Source organism: Streptomyces sp. R28 (assembly GCF_041052385.1).
In the GTDB taxonomy this organism is placed as follows: domain Bacteria; phylum Actinomycetota; class Actinomycetes; order Streptomycetales; family Streptomycetaceae; genus Streptomyces.
This window is the reverse complement of the sequence record NZ_CP163439.1, coordinates 9,160,316-9,183,819: the sequence shown is the minus strand read 5'-3', so window position 1 is coordinate 9,183,819 and position 23,504 is coordinate 9,160,316. Positions and strand designations below refer to the sequence as shown.

Sequence of the window (23,504 nt, the reverse complement as noted above, 5' to 3'; positions counted from 1 at the left end):
CCCCCTACGAAGGGACAGGACTTCGCCATGCCCGACGACACCCAGGACGTCATTTCCGGTGGTCATCTCGTTGCCAAGGCGCTGAAGGCCGAGGGGGTCGACCGCATCTACACCTTGTGCGGCGGCCACATCATCGACATCTACGACGGCTGCGTCGACGAGGGCATCGAGGTCGTCGACGTCCGCCACGAGCAGGTCGCCGCCCATGCCGCCGACGGTTACGCCCGTATCACCGGCAAGCCCGGGTGCGCGGTCGTCACCGCGGGCCCCGGCACCACCGACGCCGTCACCGGTGTCGCCAACGCCTTCCGCGCCGAGTCCCCGATGCTGCTCATCGGCGGCCAAGGCGCCCTCACCCAGCACAAGATGGGGTCCCTCCAGGACCTGCCGCACGTCGACATGATGACGCCGATCACCAAGTTCGCGGCGGCCGTGCCGGACACGGCGCGCGCGGCGGACATGGTGTCGATGGCGTTCCGCGAGTGCTACCACGGCGCGCCCGGGCCCTCCTTCCTGGAGATCCCGCGCGACGTCCTCGACGCCAAGGTGCCGGTGAGCAAGGCGCGCGTGCCCAAGCAGGGCGCCTACCGTGCCTCCACCCGCTCCGCCGGCGACCCCGAGGCCATCGAGAAGCTCGCCGACCTGCTGGTCCACGCCGAGAAGCCGGCCGTTCTGCTCGGCAGCCAGGTGTGGACGACGCGCGGCACCGAGGCGGCCATCGAACTCGTCCGCACCCTCAACATCCCCGCGTACATGAACGGCGCCGGCCGCGGCACGCTGCCACCCGGCGACCCGCACCACTTCCAACTGTCGCGCCGGTACGCCTTCTCAGGCGCCGATGTCATCGTCATCGTCGGCACGCCCTTCGACTTCCGCATGGGCTACGGCAAGCGGCTGTCGCCGGACGCGACCGTCGTGCAGATCGACCTCGACTACCGCACCGTCGGCAAGAACCGCGACATCGACCTCGGGATCGTGGGCGACGCCGGGCTGGTGCTGAAGTCGGTGACCGAGGCCGCCTCCGGACGCGTCAACGGGGGCGGGTCGAAGCGCAAGGAGTGGCTCGACGAGCTGCGCGCAGCCGAGCAGACCGCTCTGGAGAAGCGGCTGCCGAGCCTGAAGTCGAACGCCTCACCGATCCACCCGTACCGGCTGGTCAGCGAGATCAACGACTTCCTCACCGAGGACTCGATCTACATCGGCGACGGCGGCGACATCGTCACCTTCTCCGGACAGGTCGTGCAGCCCAAGTCACCGGGCCACTGGATGGACCCGGGCCCGCTGGGCACGCTCGGCGTCGGGGTGCCGTTCGTGCTCGCGGCCAAGCAGGCGCGGCCCGACAAGGAGGTCGTCGCGCTCTTCGGCGACGGGGCCTTCTCCCTCACCGGCTGGGACTTCGAGACTCTCGTCCGCTACAGCCTCCCCTTCGTCGGCATCGTCGGCAACAACTCCTCGATGAACCAGATCCGTTACGGCCAGGCCCAGAAGTACGGCCTGGAGCGCGAGCGGGTCGGCAACACGCTCGGCGACGTCCACTACGACAAGTTCGCGCAGATGCTGGGCGGTTACGGCGAGGAGGTGCGTGACCCCGCCGACATCGGCCCCGCGCTGCGGCGCGCCCGCGAGTCCGGCAAGCCGTCGCTGATCAACGTCTGGGTCGACCCCGACGCGTACGCCCCCGGAACCATGAACCAGACCATGTACAAGTGAGGTGGCCTCCATGACTGGTACGCCGACCAAGGCTCTCGAAGGCATCCGCGTCCTGGACATGACCCACGTCCAGTCCGGTCCCTCCGCGACCCAGCTGCTCGCCTGGCTCGGCGCGGACGTCGTCAAGCTGGAGGCGCCGAGCGGTGACATCACGCGCAAGCAGTTGCGCGACGTCCCGGACGTCGACTCCCTCTACTTCACGATGCTCAACTGCAATAAGCGGAGCATCACCCTCAACACCAAGACCGAGCGCGGCAAGGAGATCCTCACCGAGCTGATCCGGCGTTCCGACGTCATGGTCGAGAACTTCGGACCGGGCGCGGTCGACCGGATGGGCTTCACCTGGGACCGCATCCAGGAGATCAATCCGCGTATCGTCTATGCCTCCATCAAGGGGTTCGGGGACGGCCCGTACACCAACTTCAAGGCGTACGAAGTCGTCGCGCAGGCCATGGGCGGGTCGATGTCGACCACCGGTTTCGAGGACGGGCCGCCGCTGGCGACGGGAGCCCAGATCGGGGACTCGGGGACGGGTGTGCACGCCGTCGCGGGGATTCTCGCGGCTCTGTTCCAGCGCGAGAACACCGGGCGTGGGCAGCGGGTCAACGTGGCCATGCAGCACGCTGTACTCAACCTGTGCCGGGTCAAGCTGAGGGACCAGCAGCGCCTGGCACATGGGCCGCTTGCTGAATATCCGAACGAGGACTTCGGCACGGAAGTTCCCCGCTCGGGAAACGCGTCCGGCGGCGGTCAGCCCGGCTGGGCGGTCAAGTGCGCGCCGGGCGGCCCGAACGACTACGTGTACGTCATCGTGCAGCCCGTCGGCTGGCAGCCGATCAGCGAGCTCATCGGCCGGCCCGAGCTCGCCGACGATCCCGAGTGGGCGACGCCGGAAGCCCGGCTGCCCAAGCTCAACAAGATGTTCCAGCTGATCGAGGAGTGGTCCTCGACCCTGCCCAAGTGGGAGGTCCTGGAGCGGCTCAACGCACACAACATCCCGTGCGGGCCGATCCTGTCCACCAAGGAGATCATCGAGGACTCCTCGCTGGTCGCCAACGAGATGGTCGTCACCGTGCCGCACCCCGAGCGCGGCGAGTTCGTGACCGTCGGCAGCCCGCTCAAGCTCTCTGACTCCCCCGTCGAGGTGTCCAGTTCACCGCTGCTCGGCCAGCACAACGAAGAGGTCTACATCGGCGAGCTCGGCCTCGGCGACGAGGAACTGCGCCTGCTCAAGTCGAACGGAGTGATCTGACGTGATGGCCGAAGACCGTGCCCTGAGGGTGCGCACGCTCCTCGACTCCGTGCGGGCGGATGGGCGCACGGCGCTGACCGCGCCCGAGGGCAAGCTGATCGCCGACGCGTACGGGATAGCCGTACCGGGCGAGGAGCTCGCGACCGACGTCGACGAGGCGGTGGCGTACGCGGCGCGCTTCGGCGGACCGGTCGTCATGAAGATCGTCTCGCCCGACATCCTCCACAAGACCGACGCCGGCGGAGTGATCGTGGGCGTCGAGGGCGCGACGGACGTACGGTCCGCGTTCCACAAGATCATCGACAACGCGCGTGCGTACAACGCGGATGCCCGTATCGCGGGCGTACAGGTCCAGGAACTGCTCCCGCAGGGGCAGGAGGTCATCGTCGGCGCGGTCACCGACCCGACATTCGGGAAGGTCGTCGCCTTCGGGCTCGGCGGGGTGCTCGTCGAGGTCCTCAAGGACGTCACCTTCCGGCTCGCTCCCGTGAGCGCCGACGAGGCGCTGTCCATGCTGGACTCGATCCGGGCGGCGGAGATCCTGCACGGGGTGCGTGGCCAGGCAGCCGTGGACCGGTGGGCGATAGCCGAGCAGATCCGCCGGGTGTCGCAGCTGGTCGCGGACTTCCCGGAGATCGCCGAGGTGGACCTCAACCCGGTGATCGCCACCGCGGAGGGCGCGGTCGCCGCCGACATCCGCGTGATCCTCTCCGAAGCACCGGCGAAGCAGCGCCGCCGCTACTCGCGCGACGAGATCCTCACCTCCATGCGCCGGCTGATGCAGCCGTCGTCGGTCGCCGTGATCGGGGCGTCCAACGAGCAGGGCAAGATCGGCAATTCGGTGATGCGCAACCTCATCGACGGTGGTTTCGCCGGGGACATCCAACCGGTGAACCCCAAGGCCGATGACATTCTGGGCCGCAAGGCGTACAAGAGTGTCACGGACGTTCCCGGTGAGGTGGATGTGGCGGTCTTCGCTATCCCCGCCAAGTTCGTGGCCTCGGCCCTGGAGGAGGTGGGACGCAAGAAGATCCCGAACGCCGTGCTGATCCCCTCCGGGTTCGCGGAGACCGGCGAGCACGAACTCCAGGCGGAGATCGTGGAGATCGCCGAGCGGCACGGCATCCGCCTCCTCGGACCGAACATCTACGGCTACTACTCGACATGGCAGGACCTGTGCGCCACGTTCTGCACGCCGTACGACGTCAAGGGCGGGGTGGCGCTGACCTCGCAGTCCGGCGGCATCGGCATGGCCATCCTGGGCTTCGCGCGGACCACGAAGACGGGCGTGTCGGCGATCGTGGGCCTCGGCAACAAGTCGGACCTGGACGAGGACGACCTGCTGACCTGGTTCGGCGAGGACCCGAACACCCAGTGCATCGCGATGCACCTCGAGGACCTCAAGGACGGGCGCGCCTTCGTCGAGGCCGCGCGCGCGACCGTACCGAAGAAGCCGGTCGTGGTCCTCAAGGCGGGGCGTACGGCGGCGGGCGCCAAGGCCGCAGGTTCCCACACCGGAGCCCTCGCCGGCGACGACGCCGTGTACGAGGACATCCTGAAGCAGGCCGGCGTCATCCGTGCACCCGGACTGAACGAAATGCTGGAGTACGCGCGCGCGTTGCCGGTGCTTCCCGCCCCCAAGGGCGACAACATCGTGATCATCACGGGGGCCGGCGGCAGCGGCGTACTGCTGTCGGACGCCGTGACCGACAACGGGCTTTCCCTGATGGAGATCCCGCCGGACCTGGACGAGGCCTTCCGGAAGTTCATTCCGCCCTTCGGGGCCGCGGGCAACCCGGTGGACATCACGGGGGGCGAGCCGCCGTCGACGTACGAGGCGACGATCCGGCTCGGTCTGGAGGATCCCCGCATCCACGCGCTGGTCCTGGGCTACTGGCACACCATCGTCACTCCCCCGATGGTCTTCGCCGAACTCACCGCGCGCGTGGTGGCCGAATTCCGGGAGCGCGGCATGGAGAAGCCCGTCGTCGCGTCGCTCGCGGGCGACGTCGAGGTCGAGGAGGCCTGCCAGTACCTGTACGAGCGGGGGGTCGTGGCATACCCGTACACCACCGAGAAGCCGGTGGCCGCGCTCGGCGCGAAGTACCGCTGGGCTCGGGCGGCAGAAGGGCTGGGGGGCCGAAGGCCCCTCCGGTAGGGCGGTGGTGGGAGACGGGCGGGATGTTGGGGGGGGGCGGTTCATGAGGTGATCCGAGCGCGGGTCGGCCGACGGTGCGCGTCGGCCGACCCGGGACCCGTGCGCACACGAAAGGCATTGGACAGGGGGCGCTGGCCAGAACTTTCGACGCAAGGGGTGCAACTAACGTGACCACAACCGACGTTCCACGGGTCGCCGCCTATCGGGAGGTGACCGACAAGAACGGACGCGTCTATCGCGTCGGTGAGTCCGACATCGACATCATGGGGCGCAAACGCAAGTGGATGGTGATCCTGCCCTGGATCGGCATGATGGGCATCTCCTCCGCCGAGTACGCGTTCGCGTCCGCCGAGGACACCCTGCACACGGCGCACCAATGGAACAGCATGCACATCTTCTGGATGATGACCGTGTGGGTCTTCTTCCAGGCCGCGGTGGCCTTCCCCGCGGGCAAGCTGCGTGAGAGCGGGAAACTGCCGGCCCGCTGGGCGATGATGTGCGGCGCCACGGGCACGTTGCTCGGCTATCTGTCGCTGGCCTTCGCCCCGCATGTCGTCTTCGCCTACATCGGCTTCAGCATGTTCAGCGGCATGGGCGCGGGCATGGTGTACGCCACCTGCGTCAACATGGTGGGCAAGTGGTATCCGGAGCGCAAGGGCGGCAAGACCGGCTTCGTCAACGGCGGTTTCGCCTACGGCTCGGTGCCCTTCGTCTTCCTCTTCAACGGCTACATGGACCTGACCAACTTCCGCTGGGTGCTGGTCTCGGTGGGTGTGTTCCTGGCCGGAATCGTCGCGTGCTCCGGATACTTCTTCAAGGACCCGCCGAAGAACTGGTGGCCCGCCTCGATCGACCCGCTCAACCCGCCGAACGACCCGCGCGCGGCCCGCTCGCTGCGGATGAACCCGCCCGCGGTCCACCAGTACTCCCCCAAGGAGGCGTGGAAGACGGGCCGGGTGGCCCTGATGTGGTTCTGCCTGGCGTGCACGTCCGGCGTGAACATCTTCGGTATCGCCTTCCAGGTGGACATCGGCGAGGAGGCCGGATTCGCGGGCGGGATCGTGGCCACGGCGATGTCCCTCAAGGCGGTCGTCAACGGTACCGGCCGCGGCGTCATCGGCTGGCTCTCGGACCTGTATGGCCGTAAGCGGTGCCTGCTCGCCGTCTGCCTCATCCTGGGCCTCGCCCAATACGGCATCCTCTGGGCGGCCGAGAGCAAGAACCTGACGCTGTTCCTGGTCTTCTCCGCGATCTCCGGCTTCGGCGGCGGCGCCATCTTCCCGATGTTCGCGGCGCTCACCGCCGACTACTTCGGCGAGAACAACAACGCGTCCAACTACGGCATGGTCTACAGCGCCAAGCTCGTCTCCGGCCTGGGCGCGGGTATGGGCGCCGTGGTCGTCGGCGCCTGGGGACACTCCGGCGCCTTCATCCTGGCCGGCTCGATCTCGCTCTTCGCCGGCTGCGTGGCGCTGTTCCTCAGCCCGCCGGGACGCGACAAGGAAACGCGCATCGCTCCCAACCCACAACCGCTCGGCGAGGACATGGCCTGACATGACGGCAGATCCGTACGCTGCAAGCAGCTCGTCCACCCACTCCGACGCCGCACACCGTCCCTACCGCGAAGTGACCGACGCGCGAGGCCGCGTCTACCGCGTCGGCGAGACCGACCGCGACATCCTCGGCCACTCCCGCAAGCTCATGGTGTATCTGCCATGGATCGCCATGATGGCCATCAGCGTCTTCGAGTACGCGTACGGCTCCGCGGAGGACACCCTGTCCCACGCGCACGGCTGGACGCAGAGCAACACCTTCTGGATCCTCAGCGTCTGGGTGTTCTTCCAGGCCGGCATCGCCTTCCCGGCGGGCTGGCTACGGGAGAAGGGCATCCTGACGGCCCGCACGGCGATGTACGCCGGCTCGGGCCTGTGTCTGCTGGGCTTCCTCGCCCTGTCGCACCTGGACAACGTCTGGCTCGCCATCCTCGGCTTCGGCGTCATCGGTGGCATCGGCGCCGGCCTGATCTACGCGACCTGCATCAACATGGTCGGCAAGTGGTTCCCCGAGCGGCGCGGCGCGCGGACCGGGTTCGTCAATGGCGGGTTCGCGTACGGATCGCTGCCGTTCATCTTCATCTTCAACTACGGGTTCGACACCGCGAACTACCACCGGGTGCTGGACCTGATCGGCTGCTACATCATGATCGTCGTCCTGGGATGCGCGTTCTTCTTCAAGGACCCCCCGAAGAACTGGTGGCCATCGGACGTCGATCCGCTGACGTACACGAGCGACCGGAAGAACGCGACGAGCCTGGCCAAGAACCCTCCGGCCGTGAAGCAGTACACGCCCCGGGAGGCCATCAGGACGGGCATGCTGCCGCTGATGTGGCTGGCCGTCGTGCTGACCGCGGGTGTGTCGATCTTCGGCATCTCCTTCCAGGTCGGCTACGCCAAGGAGGTCGGCTTCGGCCCACTGGTCGCGGCGTGGTCGATGGGTGTGATGGCGGTTATCAACGGCATCGGCCGCGGCGTCGTGGGCTGGCTCTCCGACCGTTGGGGCCGCAGGTCGACCCTGGTGTTCGTCATCGTCGTGCTGGGTCTCGCCCAGTTCGGTGTGATCTGGGCAGGAGACCTGAAGAGCGAATGGCTGTTCCTGTCCTTCGCGTTCCTCTCCGGCTTCGGCGGCGGCGCGTTCTACCCGCTCTTCGCGGCGCTCACCCCGGACTACTTCGGGGAGAACTACAACGCCACCAACTACGGCCTCGTCTACAGCGGCAAGCTGATCAGCGGCCTGTTCGGTGGCGGCCTGGGCTCCATGGTGGTCGCGGCCTGGGGCTACGACGGCGCGTACGCGCTGGCCGGGGGCGTGTCGCTGGTGGCGGCGGCGATCGCGTTGCTGCTGCGACAGCCGGGGCGGACGTCAGCACCACATCTCGCGCGCTGACCAGTCGCGTACATGAGGAGGCCCTCCCCCTCTCGGACGCTGTTGGTAAATCGGGTGCGGGCGTGATGACGGCCTGTGCGATCCCGTTGGGGTCGTGCAGGCCGTCGTCGTGTTGAGGGTGGGTTCGGTGTCGTTGCGTGGGGTGGTTCTGGGGGAGATCCCGGAGGAGACGGCTCGGCTGGCGCGTGCGGTGTTTACGAAGGGCTGTCTGGTGATGCGGGTGCGGGACGCGCTCGGGCCGGTGTTCTCGGATGCCGATTTCGAGGAGCTGTTCCCGGCCCGGGGGCGGCCGGTGGTGTCTCCGGCAAGGCTCGCGCTGGTGTCGGTGTTGCAGTTCGCCGAGGGGCTGACCGACCGGCAGGCCGCGCATGCGGTCCGCTCGCGTCTGGACTGGAAGTACGCCCTCTCGCTGGAGCTGGCCGACACCGGATTCGACTATTCGGTGCTCAGCGAGTTCCGTGCTCGGCTGGTCGAAGGCGAGGCCGGCCAGATGGTGTTCGATGCCGTGCTCCGGGCGGCCGCCGAGGTAGGGCTGGTCAAGGCGGGCGGGCGGCAGCGCACGGATGCCACCCACGTGCTGGCCGCGACGAGAGACCTGAACCGCTTGGAGTTCGTGGTCGAGACCCTGCGTGCGGTATTGAACCAGGTGGCGGAGGCGGCCGGGGACTGGCTGGTGACGGTGGCGCCGCCGGAGTGGTTCGACCGCTACTCGGCCAGGCCGGAGGACAGTCGTTTCGCGTCCCGGTGGGCGGCCCGCGTCGAGCACGCCGACCAGTGGGGGACCGACGGCATGACGCTGCTGGAGGCCGTCTGGTCGGCTGTGTCACCGCCTTCGTTGCGAAGCCTGCCCGCGGTGGAGTTCCTGCGGCAGACCTGGGTGCAGCAGTTTCACCACGTCGAGGGCACCGTGCGCCGGCGCGGGACGAAGGACCTCCCGCCGGGCGCGGTCCGCTTACGGACCCCCACGAGCCCGAGGCCCGCACTGGTTCGAAACGGGATCTGGGCTGGTCCGGTTGCAAAGTCCACCTCAGCGAGACCTGCGAGCCCGATGCCCCGCATCTGATCACCCACGTTCGCACCACGCCGGCACCCGTCAACGACGTCCTCGTCCTGGAGGACATCCACACCGCCTTGGCCGGACGCGGCCTGCTTGCGGACGAGCACCTGGTCGCCGGATATATCGACGCCGAACAGATCCACCATGCCCGCCGCGATCACGGCATCGAGCTGGTCGGCCCGGTCAAGTCCACCACCGTGAAGGCACAGGCCACCGGAGACATCTTCGGCAACACCCGCTTCACCATCGACTGGGACCAGCGCCAGGCCGTCTGCCCCGGCGGACAGACCAGCGTCGTCTGGCGGGGAGCCCGGAGCCAGTTCGATGCTCCGGTCACCCGGGTCCGGTTCGCCGCCCGGCACTGCGACCCCTGCGAACTGCGGACCTCGTGCACCAGCTCCAGGACCGGCCGCAACCTGACCCTGAGACCGAAGACCGAGCACGACATCCTTCAGCAGGCCCGGGTCGAGCAGGACACCGACCACTGGCGCCGCCGCTACGGACACCGAGCCGGCGTCGAGGGCACCGTCTCACAGGGCGTCCAGGCGTTCGGCCTGCGCAGATCCCGCTATCGCGGCCTCGCCAAGACCCAGTTGCAGCACCACTTCACTGGCGCCGCCGTCAACCTCGCCCGCATCGATGCCTGGCTCACCGGCAGACCACTCGCCAAGACCCGCGTTCCCCCCTTCCCAGCACTCCGCCCTGCTGGATGAGATCCAGCAGGGCGGAATCAACCAACAGCGTCCCTCTCGGGGAGGGCCTCCTCATTGTCGGTGGGGCCGTCAGCACTTCTCGCGCAACGAGTGCAGGTGCTCACTGGAACGCCGTGCGAAGGTGAAGGACTCGGTCGGGTTGTCGTGCTCCGCCTGCCAGTGGTGGGCGAATCGCTGGCCGCGCAGCCTGGTTACGGCGGAGATGAACCGCTGGTAGTCGATGTCACCGTCGCCGACGTCGACCATGCGGTAGCCGTACTGGTCGGCCGAGTCGCTCACACCGTCCTTGACGTGGAAGAGCGGGTAGCGGTGCGGCTGCTTCAGTACGTAGTCCAGCGGCTCGAAGGGGGCAGCCGATCCGTCCGGCCGCTTCGAGAAGCGGAACTGGCCCGAGTACGCCCAGAAGATGTCCATCTCCAGGAAGACGAGGTCGGGGTCGGTCTCGGCGAGCAGCACGTCGTACAGGCGGACCTTGGGGTTGTCGGTGGCGAAGGAGAACTCCTCGGAGTGGTTGTGCTGGTAGAACTTCATGCCACGTGCTCTCGCCGCCGCGCCGTAGGTGTTGAACTCCTCGGCGGCGCGCTTCCAGGCGTCGACGGTGGAGCCGTAGCGGAACGGCCCGGAGGCGGTGCCTATGTGCTTCAGGCCGAGGGCCTGGGCGTCGTCGAGGACCTTGGTGAGGTTCTGGGCGAAGGTGTAGGCGCCGGGGTCGTTGGAGTAGTAGCCGACGTGGCTGCCGATCGGGTTCAGGCCGTGGTTCCGGGCGAGCCGCTTGAGCTGGGCGAGGGTGATCGGGCCGGCCGAGCCCTGGGTGTATCCGGCGAACTCGACCTCGTCGTAGCCGTACTTCTCCAACTCGGCGAAGACGGGGGCGAAGCCGAGCGTGGAGACCTTGTCGCGCAGGCTGTAGAGCTGGATGCCCAGCCGGCCGGGCGGGAGGACGGGGCGGCCACGGCCGGCGGCGCGGGAGGCTGTGCCGGGGGCGGACGCGGTGCCGGGGGCGGCGGTCGCGGGGGCTGCGGCGGCGCCCAGCAGGGCGGCGGCCGTGGTGCCCGCGGCCACGCCGAGCATGCCTCGTCTGGTGAGGTGGTGGGCGAGTTCGGGATCCGTCTGGGAAAAGCGGCTCATGCCTGGAACTCCCTGTGATCGAAGGCCGTTGTCAGTGGTGAGAGCTTCACTGGTGACCAGTCGGAAGAGACGGGTCGGTGGGACCGGCGAGTTGGTGCGTGCCGGTCGTGACCGGTCAGCCGAGACCGGCGAGTTGGAGCAGGAGTGACTTCACATCGGTGGCCGCGACGCGGTCGCCGACAGCGCGGGGGGTGGAGCAGATGAGGAGCGGACCGTCGTCGTCGCTCGCGGGAAGGCGGCCGTGGCTGCCGCGAATAGGTGACGGATCCAGGGGCACGACCGCCATGCGGTAGCGCATGCCCAGTTTCTTGCGGGCGAGCGCGGTCGCGGCCTTGACCTTGACATAGGGGTCGAGGGGATCCATGAAGAGTTCGACCGGGTCGTAGCCGGGTTTGCGATGGATCTCGACGAGTCGCGCGAAGTCGGGCGCGCGGGCGTCATCGAGCCAGTAGTAGTACGTGAACCAGGCATCCGGCTCCGCGACGGCGACGAGCTCGCCGGAACGTGGATGGTCGAGATGGTGGGCCTTCTTGCCCCCGTTGTCGAGGAGTTGCTCGATGCCGGGCAGACCGTCCAGGGCCGCCCGGGTCGCGTCGAGGTCTTCCGGTCGGCGTATGTAGACGTGAGCGATCTGGTGGTCGGCGACGGCGAAGGCACGTGACGCCATCGGGTCCAGGTACTCCATGCCGTCCTGGGTGTGCACTTCGAGCAGGCCTGCCCGCCGCAGGGCGCGGTTGATGTCGACGGGGCGGCTCACGCGGGTGATGCCGTATTCGGACAGCGCGACGACGGTACGGCCTTCGGCGCGTGCGTCGTCCAGCAGCGGGGCCATGGCGGCGTCCAGGTCGGCGGCTGCTTTCAGCGAGCGTGGGTCGTCGGGGCCGAAGCGCTGCAGGTCGTAGTCGAGATGAGGGAGGTAGCAGAGCGTCAGGTCGGGGTGCCGGGTGCGGATGATGTGGCGGGTCGCGTCGATGATCCAGCGGCTGGAGACCAGGTCCGCACCGGGGCCCCAGAAGTGGAAGAGCGGGAAGGCGCCCAGTTTTTCGGTGAGTTCGTCGTGCAGGGCGGGCGGCCGGGTGTAGCAGTCGGGTTCCTTGCGGCCGTCGGAGTAGTAGATCGGGCGGGGGGTGATGGTGATGTCGGTGTCGGCGCCCATGGCGTACCACCAGCAGATATTGGCGACGGTGTAGCCGGGGTGCGCGCGGCGGGCGGCGTCCCAGAGTTTGTCGCCGGCGACCAGTCCGTTGTGCTGGCGCCACAGGAGTACGTCGCCGAGGTCGCGGAAGTACCAGCCGTTGCCGACGATGCCGTGCTCCGACGGGTGGGTGCCGGTGAGGAAGGTGGACTGGGCGGCGCAGGTGACCGCGGGCAGGACGGTGCCGAGCGGCGCGTGGGAGCCGGACTGGGCGAGCGTCTTGAGGCGGGGCATGTGGTCGAGGAGACGGGGGGTGAGGCCGACGACGTCGAGGACGAGGAGAGGGGTGGGACGTCCCATGGTGGTGGCCTCCGGTTGGGGTGCTGGGCGGCCACGCGGTGAGGTGGTCCGGGCTGCCGGGTCCGGCCGCTCGGTCATGGCAGCTCCTTCAGACCGAGATCGGTCAACAGATCGCGAGCGAGGGTGAGTTCGGCGGCGATTCCGTCGGCGAGTTGACTGCGGGCACGGGGGCGCAGTTCGGCTGGGAGGGCCTGCCAGGTGTAGGTCTCGACCTCGAGGTGGCGGGTGAGCGGGTGCGGGCCGCCGACGAGCCGGGTCAGTGCGGCCTTGAGAACGGGGAGTGTGGAGGTGAGGGGCGCGACGGGGGCCGCGTGGAGTGGGACGTGGAAGTGGGCACGCCACGGGGAGGCGTCGGGGAGGGCGTCGCCCTTGAGTGCCTCGCCGAGGTCGTCGGTGCCGCGCATGCCGGCGGCGGTGGCGGTGCGGGTCTGGTGCAGGAAGCGGGGTTCGTCGAAGGCGGCGAGAGCCTCGCGGACATCGGGGAGATGGGGGTGTTCGGCGTGCAGGGCAGCTGAGAGCTGGGATTTGACGACGGGGACGCCGGCTTCAACGAGCGCGTCCAGGGCGGTGTGCGGATCTTCGAAGGAGGTGGCGAGGTGACATGTGTCGACGCAGATGCCGATGCGGTCGTGCCCGACCACGGTGAGCGGGGCGATGGCGTCGGCGGTGGTCTCGACGGTGCAACCGGGTTCGGGTTCGAGGCCGACGCGGATGTCGCGGCCGGTCAACTCCTGCAGGGCATCGAGGCGTTCGGCGAGGGTGACCAGGGCGGTGCGGGCGGCCTCGGCGCGCTCGTCGTCGTAGTCGGTGCGCCAGGCGAGGGGAAGTGTGGAGATGCTGCCTTGGGTGACGTCGTCGGGGAGGAGCCCGGCGAGTACTCGGGCCAGGGCGGTGGTGTGCTCGAGGCGTTCGGGATCGGCCCAGTCCGGCTTGTAGACGCGGTACTTGACCTCTTCCGCGCCGAAGCCCTCATACGGGAAGCCGTTGAGGGTGACGACCTCGAGGCCGCGCCGGTCGAGTTCGGTGCGCAGGCCGCGCAGGGCGGACGGGTCCGAGACGAGGGCGTGGGCGGCGTCCTTGGCGAGCCACAGGCCGATGCCGAGACGGTCACGGCCGAGCCGTCGGCGGACAGGTTCGCAGTGGTCGCGGAGTTGGGCGAGGACACCGTCGAGGGTTTCGGCCGGGTGGACGTTCGTGCAGTACGCGAGGTGGACGGTGGATCCGTCGGGGTGCCGGAAGCGCATGGCTCACGCCCCCGGGGCCGGGGCGGCGGCCGGGGCGTCCCACCTTCTTGGTTCGCCGACCGGCTCGTCCGACGCCCGCAGTGCGCCCATCGGGTCGGCCGACTCTCGCGGAGCGCCGGCCGGGGCGTCCGACACTCGGGGGGCGCCGGCCGGACCGTCGGGGTCCTTCGGAGCGCCACGGAGGATGGAGTTGCCCTCATGGGTCGCCTCCGGGGCCGCGACATCGAGGGTGAGGCGTCCGCTGAGCCCGTAGAAGGCCACGGGGTTGCGCCAGAGCACCAGGTCCACGTCGTCCTCGCCGAAGCCTTCGGCCAGCATCAGGTCGGCGACCTTGCGGGTCTTCAGGGGGTCGCTTCTGCCCCAGTCGGCGGCGGAGTTCACCAGCACCTGCTCGGTCCCGTACGCGCGCAGGATCGCGACCATCCGCTCCTCGTCCATCTTGGTGTCGGGATAGACGGAGAAGCCGAGCCAGCAGCCGCTGTCCTTGGCCTCCTTGACCGTCGTCTCGTTGAGGTGGTCGACGAGGACGCGGTCCGGGGGCAGGGCGGACTCCCGGACGACGTCGAGGGTGCGGCGCAGGCCGGCCAGCTTGTCGCGGTGCGGGGTGTGGACGAGCGCGGGCAGTTCATGGACGGCGGCGAGCTGGAGCTGGGCGGCAAGCGCGGTGTCCTCGGCGGGGGTCATCGAGTCATAGCCGATCTCGCCGACGGCGACGACCTGGTCCTTGACCAGATACCGGGGCAGTTCGTCGAGGACGGGGACACAGCGCGGGTCGTTCGCCTCCTTGGGGTTGAGGGCGAGTGTGCAGTGATGGGCGATGCCGTACTGGGCGGCGCGGAAGGGCTCCCAGCCGAGAAGGGAGTCGAAGTAGTCGAGGAAGGAGGCGGGAGACGTGCGGGGTTGGCCGAGCCAGAAAGAGGGCTCAACGACGGCGCGGACACCGGCGGCGTGCATGGCCTCGTAGTCGTCGGTCGTGCGGGACGTCATATGGATGTGGGGGTCGAAGAGGCGCATCAGGACTCCTTGCCGTCGGTACCGCGGGTGCCGGACTCGGCGGCGGGCGCGGGTGGGGTGGCCGTGGGGTCGGTGAGGGTCAGGACGCGGTACAGGTCCTCGGGTACGGGACGGCCCGCGGCGGTGCGTTCGGCGGCGTAGTCGCCGAGCATGCGGGCGAGTTCGACGTCGCCGTGGGCGCGGCGGTTCAGGTCGGCCACCGCGACGACGGGCACACCGGTGAATAGGCACTTCAGGACGGCGTGGCGCCACTGGTGGGGGTCGAGGTGCCGGGCGGCATAGGGGCCGACGGCGGCGGCGAGGAGCCGGGTGTCGTTGGTCCGCAGGGCGTCCTCGACGAGCGGGAGGGCCGCCGAGTCGGGCACGACGTGGGGCAGTGCGTGCAGGACGGCGCGGCGTTCGGCGGCGGTGCCCTGGAAGTAGACCCGGGTGACGGCGTCCGCGTCGGCACGGGCCGCGTGCAGGATGAGGACGCGGGCGGCGTCGGCGTGCTCGGGGCCACAGCGGCGCCCGGCCTCGGCGATGCGCAACTCCCAGACGGAGATGGGCCCGTGGGTGCCGGGGTGGGCGGCGGCCTCGTCGAGGGCTCGGCGGAGCCAGGCCCGGGCGGCGGTGCCGAGGCGGTCGGTGAGACGGCGGCGCAGTTCGGCGGGCGGGGTGAGGGCGAGGGTGGTGCCGGGGGTGTCCGAGGCGTCCGAGGCGTCCGAGGTGTTCGGAACGTCCGGGGTGTTCGGGGTATCCGAGGTGTCCGGCCAACTCTGGGCGCCCGTCCGGGCCTCGGCGCTCAGCCGAGCCTCCTTGCCTGCCAGACCCCCGGTGCCTGGCCGAGCGTCAGTACTTGCATCGCGCTCGGCGCCCGGCCGAGCCTCCATGCCTGGCCGGCTGTCGGCGCCTCGGCTGGACGCGGTGCCCGACCGGCCCCCGGCGCCTGGGCGAGCCTCCGTCCCCGGCCGGCTCCCGGCACCCGCGGGGCTGTCGGCGCCTCGGCTGGACTCGGTGCCCGACCGGTCCCCGGTGCCTGGGCGGGACTCGGTGCCCGTCTGGGGGCCGGTGAGCGGTGCGCCCTTGCTGTCCGCGTCCGGGGTTGCCGGGGTGCTGCGGGAGGGGGTCATGAGGTGCTCCCTTCAGGGGTGGCGGAGGGATCGCCATGGGGTGGGACGAGTACGGGTGATCCGGTGGCCGTGGCTTCGGCGCCGCGCAGGAACGGGAGGGAGAGTTCGGCGAAGTGGGGGCCCGCGTGGGAGTGGCGGGGCAGTTCGACGACGGTCAGGCCCTGGTAGCCGGTGGCGGTGAGGGCGGCGAGCACGGGTGGGAAGTCGATCTCGCCGTCGCCGAAGGGGAGGTGCTCATGGATGCCGCGGCACATGTCCTCGATCTGGACGTGGCGCAGCCAGGGGGCGGCGGCGCGTACGCAGTCGGCGGGAGAGAGGGGTTCGAGGCACTGGCAGTGGCCGATGTCGAGGGTCAGGCCGAGGTATTCGGGGTCGCCGAGCGCACGGCGGAGCCGGTGGAAGTCGGCGAGGGTGGCGAGGAGGTGGCCCGGTTCGGGCTCGACGGCGAGGGGGGCGCCGGCGGTGGCAGCGGCGTCCAGGACGGGAGTGAGTGTGTCGGCCAGGCGGTGCCAGGCGGTCTCCGGATCGGTTCCCGGCGGCGTGATGCCGCTGAAGCAGTGGACGGCGTGGGCACCGAGGTCGGCCGCTACCCGGACGGCGCGGATCAGCAGGGCGACGCGGCGGGCACGGTCGTGCGGGTCGGGGTCCAGGAGGGAGGGGCCGTGTTTGCGGCGCGGGTCGAGCACATAGCGGGCGCCTGTCTCTACGGTGACGTCCAGACCGAGCGCGCCCAAGCGGTGCGCGAGGCGGCGGGTCCGGGCCGTGAGGTCCGGGGCGAGCGGGTCCAGGTGCATGTGGTCGAGGGTCAGGCCGACGCCGTCGTAGCCGAGGTCGGCGAGCAGGGCGAGGGCGTCGTCGAGGCGGAGGTCGGCGAGCCCGTTGGTGCCGTAGCCGAAGCGGAGGGGGGTCCCGGCGGGCGTTCGGGAGACGGCACTGGCGTGCTCGGCGCTGGTGCCGTGAGAGCCGCCACCGGCCCTCGGCACCTCGGAGGACCGGGCTGGGCCCCCGATTGTCGCGTGGCTCATGTGATGCTCACCCTTCTTCCGAACCGTCGACCGAGCGGGGCGAGACCCGCGACGAACAAGGCGGTGAGGACGGCACCGGATCGGGCGGTCAGCGCGGCCTGGAGGGGGATCGTGGCGCGGATGCCGCCGCCGACGGCTCGTTGGGTGAGCGGGGGTGAAGGGTTGAGAGCGGCGTGGAAGTTGGGGCGGGCGGCCGTTGCGGCGTAGGCGGCGGCGAAGGCTGTGCTCACGGTGTCGGCGGTCGGCCGGGGCGGGCCGGACCAACGCCGTCGGCGACGACCGGTGACGGACGCGAGGACGTCGGGAGGGGTGCCCGGCACGCCGCGGGCGGCTGCTTGCCGGGGGTCTGCCGGGCTTCGGTTGGGGCGGTGTGTCAGCAGGCGGCTGAGGAGGGCCGTGGTGGCCAGGGCCGCGAGGGGTGCCAGGGGTGAACCGCCCTTCGTCTCCTGGCGGGACACCGCGGTGACCGCAAGCGTGTGGGTGCCGAGCAGAGCGGCTGAGGGGAGCGCCCCACGGGTGCGCCCGGTGGTGGCCGCGGCGCCGAGGAGGAGGTCGAGGGCGCGGGCGGTGGCCATCGCCGCCGGTCCAGCGGGGGTGTGCTTCAGGGCCAGGTCGTAGGACCAGACCGTGGCCGCGAGAGGCGCGGCGACGGCGAGGGCGGGACGACCGGCCCGGGCGGCGAGGGCCAGGCCTGCGCAGGTGAGGGCGCAGGCAGCGGTGAAGGCTGCGGTGGGGCGGATGCGGCCGGACGGGAGGGGGCGGTGCGGGCGTTCCGTGGCGTCCTCCTCACGGTCCGCCCAGTCGTTGAGGGCCATGCCGGCTTCGTAGAGGCAGAGGGAGGAACCGATGGCGAGCAGGGTGCGGGGGTTGGGGTGTACGGCGGTGGCGGGGGCGCCTGCGAGGGCGTCGCCGGGGACGGTGAACAGGGCCGGGAGGCGCAGGAGTTCGGCCCAGGCCAGGCGGGGGTTCGGCCTCTCGGCGCGCTCCTTCCCCAGGCCTGTGGCCCGGGTCGGCTTGACCAAGGCGGCCGTCGAGCATCCGTACTCATCCCGACCCGCGCCCGTACCCCCACCCCCGGCCGCACCCGCACCCACACCCGCACCCGCACCCGCACCCGCACCCGCACCCGCACCCAACCACCCAACACCCCACCGCGACCAGCGCGCGCCGTCACCCCGGCCCGTCGCCGCTCCCCGGGCCCACCCACCAGGCAGCCGCAACGAGTGCCGTTCCCCTCGCCCCCTCACCGCTGCTCCTCGGGACGGCCGGCACCACCGTGCTCGCCACGCCGATCGGGACGCTCGTCCGGCGGCTCACCCCCGTCTCCCCGCACTTCCCTTGCCTCCCGCACCTCCCGCGGCTCAGCCCCGACCCCTCCCCCGCCCCGCCGCTCAGCCCCGGCCCCCCGCAGCCGCTCCGCGAACCGCCCCAGTGCCGCGTACTGCTCGCCCAGCGCCCCCGGCCCTTCCCCCACCGGATCCTTGAAGTAGAAGGCCAGTTCGATGAGCGGTCCGGACAGGCCTGCCTCGTGGGCGCGTACGGTCAGGCGGGCGAGGTCGAGGACCAACGGGGCCGCGAGGGCCGAGTCGCAGCCCTGCCAGATGGTTTGGAGGATCATGCGGGTGCCGAGGAAGCCGTCGAAGGCGATGTGGTCCCAGGCGGTCTTCCAGTCGCCGAGCGCGGGGACGTCGTCGATGTGGACCTCGCCCTCGGGCACCTCGCCCAGCGCGTCCGCCAGCACCCTCTCCTTGCCGGCGTTCTTGGCCGCCGCCGCGGCCGGGTCGGCCAGGGAGGCGCCGTCGCCGCCGCCGAGCAGATTCGTGCCGGACCAGGCGCGGACTGCCAGCGCCCGCTGGGTGAACATCGGGCCCAGGACCGAGCGGAGCAGTGTCTGCCCCGTCTTGCCGTCGCGGCCCGCGTACGGCAGGCCGGTCGACGAGGCGAGGGCGGCCGGCACGGGGTGGTTCAGGCCCGTGGACGGAGTGAAGTTCACGTACGGGCAGCCCGCGCGCAGGGCCGCCGCCGCGTACAGCGAACTCGGGGGCAGGGCGGCGCCGGTGGGGGCGGGCTCGGTGGAGGCCACGTTCACGACGACGGTCCGGGCGAGCTCGTTCCGCCGTATGAAGTCCCGTATGTCCGAGGCGAAGGCGGCGATGAGCTGGACTTCGTCGCGCGTGTCTCCGGGAAGTGGGCCGCCGGGCCTGATCTCGCGGTCGGCGGCGGCGAGTTCGGCGTGTACGGCCGTGGGGAGACCGGGAGGCAGGACGCCGCCTGCCGCCAGGGCCTCCGCGCGTTTGGGCAGGGGGCAGTCCACCGTGTCATGGCCGCCGAAGACGAGGGACGACAGCGCGGGCAGGCCGCTGCCCGCGAACGTCGGCGTCTCGGTGACCAGGCCCGTCGGCGGGTGCAGGCCCGCGGTGACGGCGGCGCACCCGGCGACGACGCTCGTGGCGACGGAGCCGCGCGCCCCGATCAGCCAGACGCCGACGCGCGGGTCGGACGGGTAAAGGGACGCGGACATGACGGCCTCCTTGTCGAGCGCGTCGTCTGTGGACCCCCACGGGTTCTGGCGAGGTCCCGTGGGGAAAAGACGGCGGGCGGGAGTCCGGCGTCCCCCGCCCGCCGTCGCTCAGTCGCCCTGCGAAGCCATGAGTCCGGAGGACTTCGCGGACTTCGTGGGCAGTTCCTTGATCCGGACGTCCCGGATGGACACCTCGTCATCGGCTCCGTGGTTCTGAATGCCGATGTGTCCGTCGGTGAGGCTCCGGGCCGGGTCGGTGTTGGTGAAATCGTTGATCTTCACGCCGTTGAGCCAGACGCGGAGGCGTTCGCCCTCCACGCGGATCTCGTACGTGTTCCACTCCCCCGGCGGATTCAGCGCGCGGTCGCGCTTCTTGAGGTCGGCGGACTGGAAGCCGTACACGGCCCCGGTGGTGCGGTCGGGGGCGTCGGTCGCGTCGATCTGGATCTCGTACCCGTTGTTGACGGCCGACCACGGGTCGTCCGAGGGCGGGAAGCCCACGAACACACCGGAGTTGTCGTCGCCGGCCATCCTCCAGTCGAGCTTCAGGGAGTACGACCCGAAGCCCGACGCGGCGTACCAGAGCATGCCCATGCCGCCGGTCGACGTGAGCGTGCCGTCGTCGGACAGGGTGAAGGAGCCCGGGCCCGCCTGGTGCCAGCCGTCCAGCGAAGCCTGCGTGCCGTCGAAGAGCGGGCGGTAGCCGTTCTCCGGGCGGCAGTCGGCCTCGGCGTCGCCGACGGCCCAGCGGATTCCGCCCAGCAGGTGCTCACGGAACGAGGGCTCGGCGTAGGACTCCTTGGTGTGACCGCCGCCCGTGTAGAAGGCGCGGCCGCCCTGGTAGTTCTGGCACCAGGCGATCGGGTGGTCGCCGTTCATGGTGCCGCCTGTGTACGAGGACTCGTCGAGGGACGCGAGGACATGTGCCCTCTCCCGGGGGTTCGAGCGGTAGTTGTACCACTCGTCCGTGCGGTTCCACGTCTGCGCCAGACCCGATGTCGCCGGGTGGGCATGGTCCTCGACGTCCACGGTCGCCTGCTGGATCGCCGGGTGCGACTGGAAGTAGGCGCCGGCGAGGCCGCCGTAGAACGCCCAGTCGTACTCGGTGTCGGCGGCCGCGTGGATGCCGACGTAGCCTCCGCCGCGCCGGATGTAGCCCTCGAAGGCCGTCTGCTGGGCGGCGTTCAGGACGTCTCCGGTCGTGGACAGGAACACGACCGCGTCGTAGCGGCGCAGGTTGCCGACGGTGAAGGCCGCGGCGTCCTCCGTCGCGTCGACCGTGAAGCCGCCCGTCTCACCGAGCTGTTTCACCGCGGCTACGCCGTCGGGGATCGAGTCGTGGCGGAAGCCTGCCGTCTTGGAGAAGACCAGGACCTGCTTGCCGTCGTCCGTGGCCTGCGGATTTCGCGAGGCCTGTGACGCGGCCGGTTCCGAGACGCAGCCGAGGAGTACGGCGGCTCCCACGACTGCCGTTGCCAGTCGTCCGGTTGGACGCATATGCCGTACCTCCTCTCAGCCGGTCGTGAAGGTGAAGTCGTCCACGTCGTACAGGGCGCCGGAGCCGCTCCCCTTGAAGACGAGGTAGAGCGTGGTCGTGCCCCTCGGTGCGCGGGACAGGTCGGCGGTGACGTCCTGGAAGGTCTCCCAGCCGCCGGTCACCGGCACGGTCGCCTTGCCGAGCAGGGTGCCCGTCGAGGACCCCGCACGGATCTCGAGGGTGCCGCCCGCACCGCCGGAGGAGATCCGGGCGGTGATCTTCTTGGCGTTGCTCAGGGCGTAGGGCGTGAAGGAGATCCAGTCGCCGTTGTCGATGTCGCCGACGGTCTTGCCGCCGTGTGCGGTGGCCTTGGTGATGACCGAGACGCCGGAGCCGTTGCCGAAGTGCTCGGCCTGACGGTGCTTGGGCTGGGCGACGTTCTGGTCGTGCGTGGTGAGCGGGGCCTGGCCGCCGCCTCCGCCGTCGGTGTACTCGGCGTCGAGGACTCCGAAGATGTTGGCGTCCTCGTCGTGCCCGCCGTCGGCGCTGGTCTGGAGGGTGCCGGTGCAGCCGTTGGCCGAGGTCAGCGGGTGGCCGTGGCTGTCGTGGCCGAGGATGAAGCTGACCTTGACCTTCGCGCAGTCGATCGTCCGGTCCTCGGGGTCGCTGACCCGCACCTTGAACGGGATGGCGTCACCGAAGCTGAACAGCTTTCCGTCCTGCGGGAGTTCCAGCGTCACCCTGGGCGCGGTGTTGCCGACCACGATCTGCACGCTCGCGCTGCCGGTGCGGCCGGAGGGGTCCCTGGCGGTCAGGGTCGCGGTGTAGGTGCCGTTCTTCTTGTAGCGGTACGACGGGTCGGCCGCCGTCGACTTGCCGCCGTCGCCGAAGTCCCAGCTGTAGGTCAGGGCGTCGCCGTCCTGGTCGGTGGTGCCCTCCGAGGAGAACTGCACCCTCAGCGGCGCCTGCCCGGAGGTCTTGCTCGCCGCGGCCTGCGGCGCGGGCGAGTGGCCGTCGGTGGCGTTCTCGATGCGGAACAGGCCGGAGTGCTCGTCGCCGCCGAACCAGGCGGTGCCGTAGTCGAGGACGTAGAGCGCGCCGTCCGGGCCGAAGGCCATGTCCATGATCTGGGTGCCGGTCCAGGGGACGTCGTTGATCGACTGTACGGTCCCGGCGTCGTCGCTCACGATCCGCTTGATCCAGCGGCGGCCGAACTCTCCGGCGAAGAAGTTCCCGTCGTAGGCCTCGGGGAACTTCACCGGCGAGTCGAGCGAGGCGTCGTAGTGGTAGACCGGGCCGCCCATCGGGGACTCGGAGCCGGTGCCGAAATCGGGCACGGAACCGCCGTCGTACGGGATCCAGGCGGCCTGGGCCGGGGGAAGGTCGGTCAGGCCGGTGTTGTGCGGCGAGGTGTTCTTCGGCGCGGCGCAGTCGAAGGACGCCCCCGACTGGCCGGTCGCGAAGTCGTAGTCGACGTAGGCGTCGTTGTCGCCGGTGCAGTACGGCCACCCGTAGTTGCCGGGGCCGGTGACGCGGGCGAACTCGACCTGGCCGGCCGGGCCGCGCGCCGGGTCGGCGCCGCCGGCGTCTGGGCCGTAGTCACCGACGTAGACGATCCCCGTCTGCTTGTCCACGCTGAAGCGGAACGGGTTGCGGAAGCCCATCGCGTAGATCTCGGGGCGTGTCTTGTCCGTGCCGGGCGCGAAGAGGTTGCCGTCGGGGATGGAGTACGAGCCGTCGGCGTTCACCTTGATGCGCAGGAGCTTGCCGCGCAGGTCGTTGGTGTTGCCGGCGGAACGCTGGGCGTCGAAGGCCGGGTTGCGGTTGGACCGCTCGTCGATCGGGGTGAAGCCGTCCGACTGGAACGGATTGGTGTCGTCGCCCGTTGAGAGATACAGGTTGCCCGCCGCGTCGAAGTCGATGTCACCGCCGACATGGCAGCACAGGCCGCGGGAAGCCGGGATGTCGAGGATCTTCGTCTCGCTGGCTGCATCCAGCGTGCCGTCGGTCTTCAGGACGAAGCGGGAGAGACGGTTGACGCCGTCGAAGGGAGCGAAGTCGGCCGCCGTGCCCGTCTCGGGCGCGTCACCGGCCGGGGTGTCGAGCGGGGGTGCGTAGTAGAGGTAGATGAAGCGGTTCTGGGCGAACCCGGGGTCGACGCCGATGCCCTGCAGGCCCTCCTCGTCGTGCGTGTACACATCGAGCTTGCCCGCGAGCCTGGTGTTGCCGGCCGCGTCGGTGATGCGCAGCTCGCCGTCGCGGGAGGTGTGCAGCACCGAGCGGTCGGGGAGGACGGCGAGCGACATGGGCTCGCCGACCTCCGGCTCGCCCTTGGCGAGGGTGACCTGCTGGAAGTCCTCGGCCGCTGCGGCCCGGGCAGCAGCCGCCCCCCTCCCCTCGTCGGCGACGGCTGCGCCGGCCTGGGGTGCGGTGAAGGTGAGGGTGGCGCCCGCCAGCAGTGCGCCGCTCAGCAGCGCCACCGCCTTGCGGAAGGACGGGCGTCGTCTGTGGGTCTCGTTTCTGTCGGTGCTGGTGGTGCGGTCGTTCCCGTGCACGAGTGCCTCCAGGAAGGGGCCGGTTGTACGGGCGGGTGCGTACGCCGGGATGCGCCGTCATCCCGGAGAGTCGGCGCAGGGCTCGAACGGGCCCTGCGCC

Annotated in this window: 15 protein-coding genes and 1 pseudogene; 6 read left to right on the top strand and 10 right to left on the bottom strand. The window is 70.4% G+C overall.

Going from position 1 to position 23,504, the window contains the following annotated elements:
* Positions 1-27: 27 nt before the first annotated feature.
* The 6 genes and pseudogenes from AB5J49_RS40315 (at position 28) to AB5J49_RS40290 (ending at position 9,833) form a co-directional block, all read left to right on the top strand.
* Positions 28-1,710, top strand: coding sequence for a thiamine pyrophosphate-binding protein (locus tag AB5J49_RS40315; protein WP_369173838.1), 1,683 nt, complete (start codon positions 28-30; stop codon positions 1,708-1,710).
* 10 nt (positions 1,711-1,720) lie between these two features.
* A complete protein-coding gene (frc, locus tag AB5J49_RS40310; RefSeq protein ID WP_369173837.1) occupies positions 1,721-2,962 on the top strand; it encodes a formyl-CoA transferase in 1,242 nt (413 codons plus the stop codon).
* A gap of 4 nt (positions 2,963-2,966) precedes the next feature.
* Positions 2,967-5,120 carry an acetate--CoA ligase family protein gene (locus tag AB5J49_RS40305; RefSeq protein WP_369173836.1) on the top strand — a complete coding sequence of 718 codons (2,154 nt, stop codon included), beginning with the start codon at positions 2,967-2,969 and terminating at the stop codon, positions 5,118-5,120.
* 167 nt (positions 5,121-5,287) lie between these two features.
* Entirely contained in the window at positions 5,288-6,673 is a 1,386-nt protein-coding gene (locus AB5J49_RS40300; RefSeq protein WP_369173835.1) for an OFA family MFS transporter, read from the top strand.
* A gap of 1 nt (position 6,674) precedes the next feature.
* A complete protein-coding gene (locus tag AB5J49_RS40295) occupies positions 6,675-8,063 on the top strand; it encodes an OFA family MFS transporter (RefSeq protein ID WP_369173834.1) in 1,389 nt (462 codons plus the stop codon).
* A gap of 127 nt (positions 8,064-8,190) precedes the next feature.
* A pseudogene (locus tag AB5J49_RS40290) lies at positions 8,191-9,833 on the top strand (IS1182 family transposase).
* Between the two features lie 69 nt (positions 9,834-9,902).
* Here the strand turns inward: AB5J49_RS40290 and AB5J49_RS40285 are convergent.
* From AB5J49_RS40285 to AB5J49_RS40240, 10 genes are all read right to left on the bottom strand, one after another.
* Positions 9,903-10,961, bottom strand: a complete 1,059-nt coding sequence (locus AB5J49_RS40285; protein ID WP_369173833.1) for a sugar phosphate isomerase/epimerase family protein — start codon at positions 10,959-10,961, stop codon at positions 9,903-9,905.
* A 115-nt stretch (positions 10,962-11,076) separates the two neighbouring features.
* Positions 11,077-12,456 carry an alkaline phosphatase family protein gene (locus AB5J49_RS40280; protein ID WP_369175417.1) on the bottom strand — a complete coding sequence of 460 codons (1,380 nt, stop codon included), beginning with the start codon at positions 12,454-12,456 and terminating at the stop codon, positions 11,077-11,079.
* A gap of 74 nt (positions 12,457-12,530) precedes the next feature.
* Positions 12,531-13,700: a metabolite traffic protein EboE gene (gene eboE, locus AB5J49_RS40275; protein WP_369173832.1), complete on the bottom strand. Its 1,170-nt coding sequence runs from the start codon at positions 13,698-13,700 to the stop codon at positions 12,531-12,533.
* Positions 13,701-13,703: 3 nt separating this feature from the next.
* Entirely contained in the window at positions 13,704-14,714 is a 1,011-nt protein-coding gene (locus AB5J49_RS40270; protein WP_369173831.1) for a TatD family hydrolase, read from the bottom strand.
* Entirely contained in the window at positions 14,714-15,502 is a 789-nt protein-coding gene (locus tag AB5J49_RS40265) for an EboA domain-containing protein (protein WP_369175416.1), read from the bottom strand. Before AB5J49_RS40265 ends, AB5J49_RS40270 begins: the two co-directional genes overlap by 1 nt.
* Positions 15,503-15,822: 320 nt before the next feature.
* On the bottom strand, positions 15,823-16,851 hold the full coding sequence (locus AB5J49_RS40260) for a sugar phosphate isomerase/epimerase family protein (protein ID WP_369173830.1): 1,029 nt from the start codon (positions 16,849-16,851) through the stop codon (positions 15,823-15,825).
* A complete protein-coding gene (locus AB5J49_RS40255) occupies positions 16,848-17,846 on the bottom strand; it encodes an SCO3242 family prenyltransferase (RefSeq protein WP_369175415.1) in 999 nt (332 codons plus the stop codon). The genes AB5J49_RS40260 and AB5J49_RS40255 overlap by 4 nt, the downstream gene beginning before the upstream one ends.
* 248 nt (positions 17,847-18,094) lie before the next feature.
* The gene (locus AB5J49_RS40250; protein WP_369173829.1) at positions 18,095-19,372 is read right to left on the bottom strand and encodes an inositol-3-phosphate synthase; all 1,278 of its coding nucleotides are present in this window, start codon (positions 19,370-19,372) and stop codon (positions 18,095-18,097) included.
* A gap of 108 nt (positions 19,373-19,480) precedes the next feature.
* A complete protein-coding gene (locus tag AB5J49_RS40245; protein ID WP_369173828.1) occupies positions 19,481-20,869 on the bottom strand; it encodes a ThuA domain-containing protein in 1,389 nt (462 codons plus the stop codon).
* Between the two features lie 15 nt (positions 20,870-20,884).
* The gene (locus AB5J49_RS40240; RefSeq protein ID WP_369173827.1) at positions 20,885-23,404 is read right to left on the bottom strand and encodes a PQQ-dependent sugar dehydrogenase; all 2,520 of its coding nucleotides are present in this window, start codon (positions 23,402-23,404) and stop codon (positions 20,885-20,887) included.
* Between the last annotated feature and the right edge of the window lie 100 nt (positions 23,405-23,504).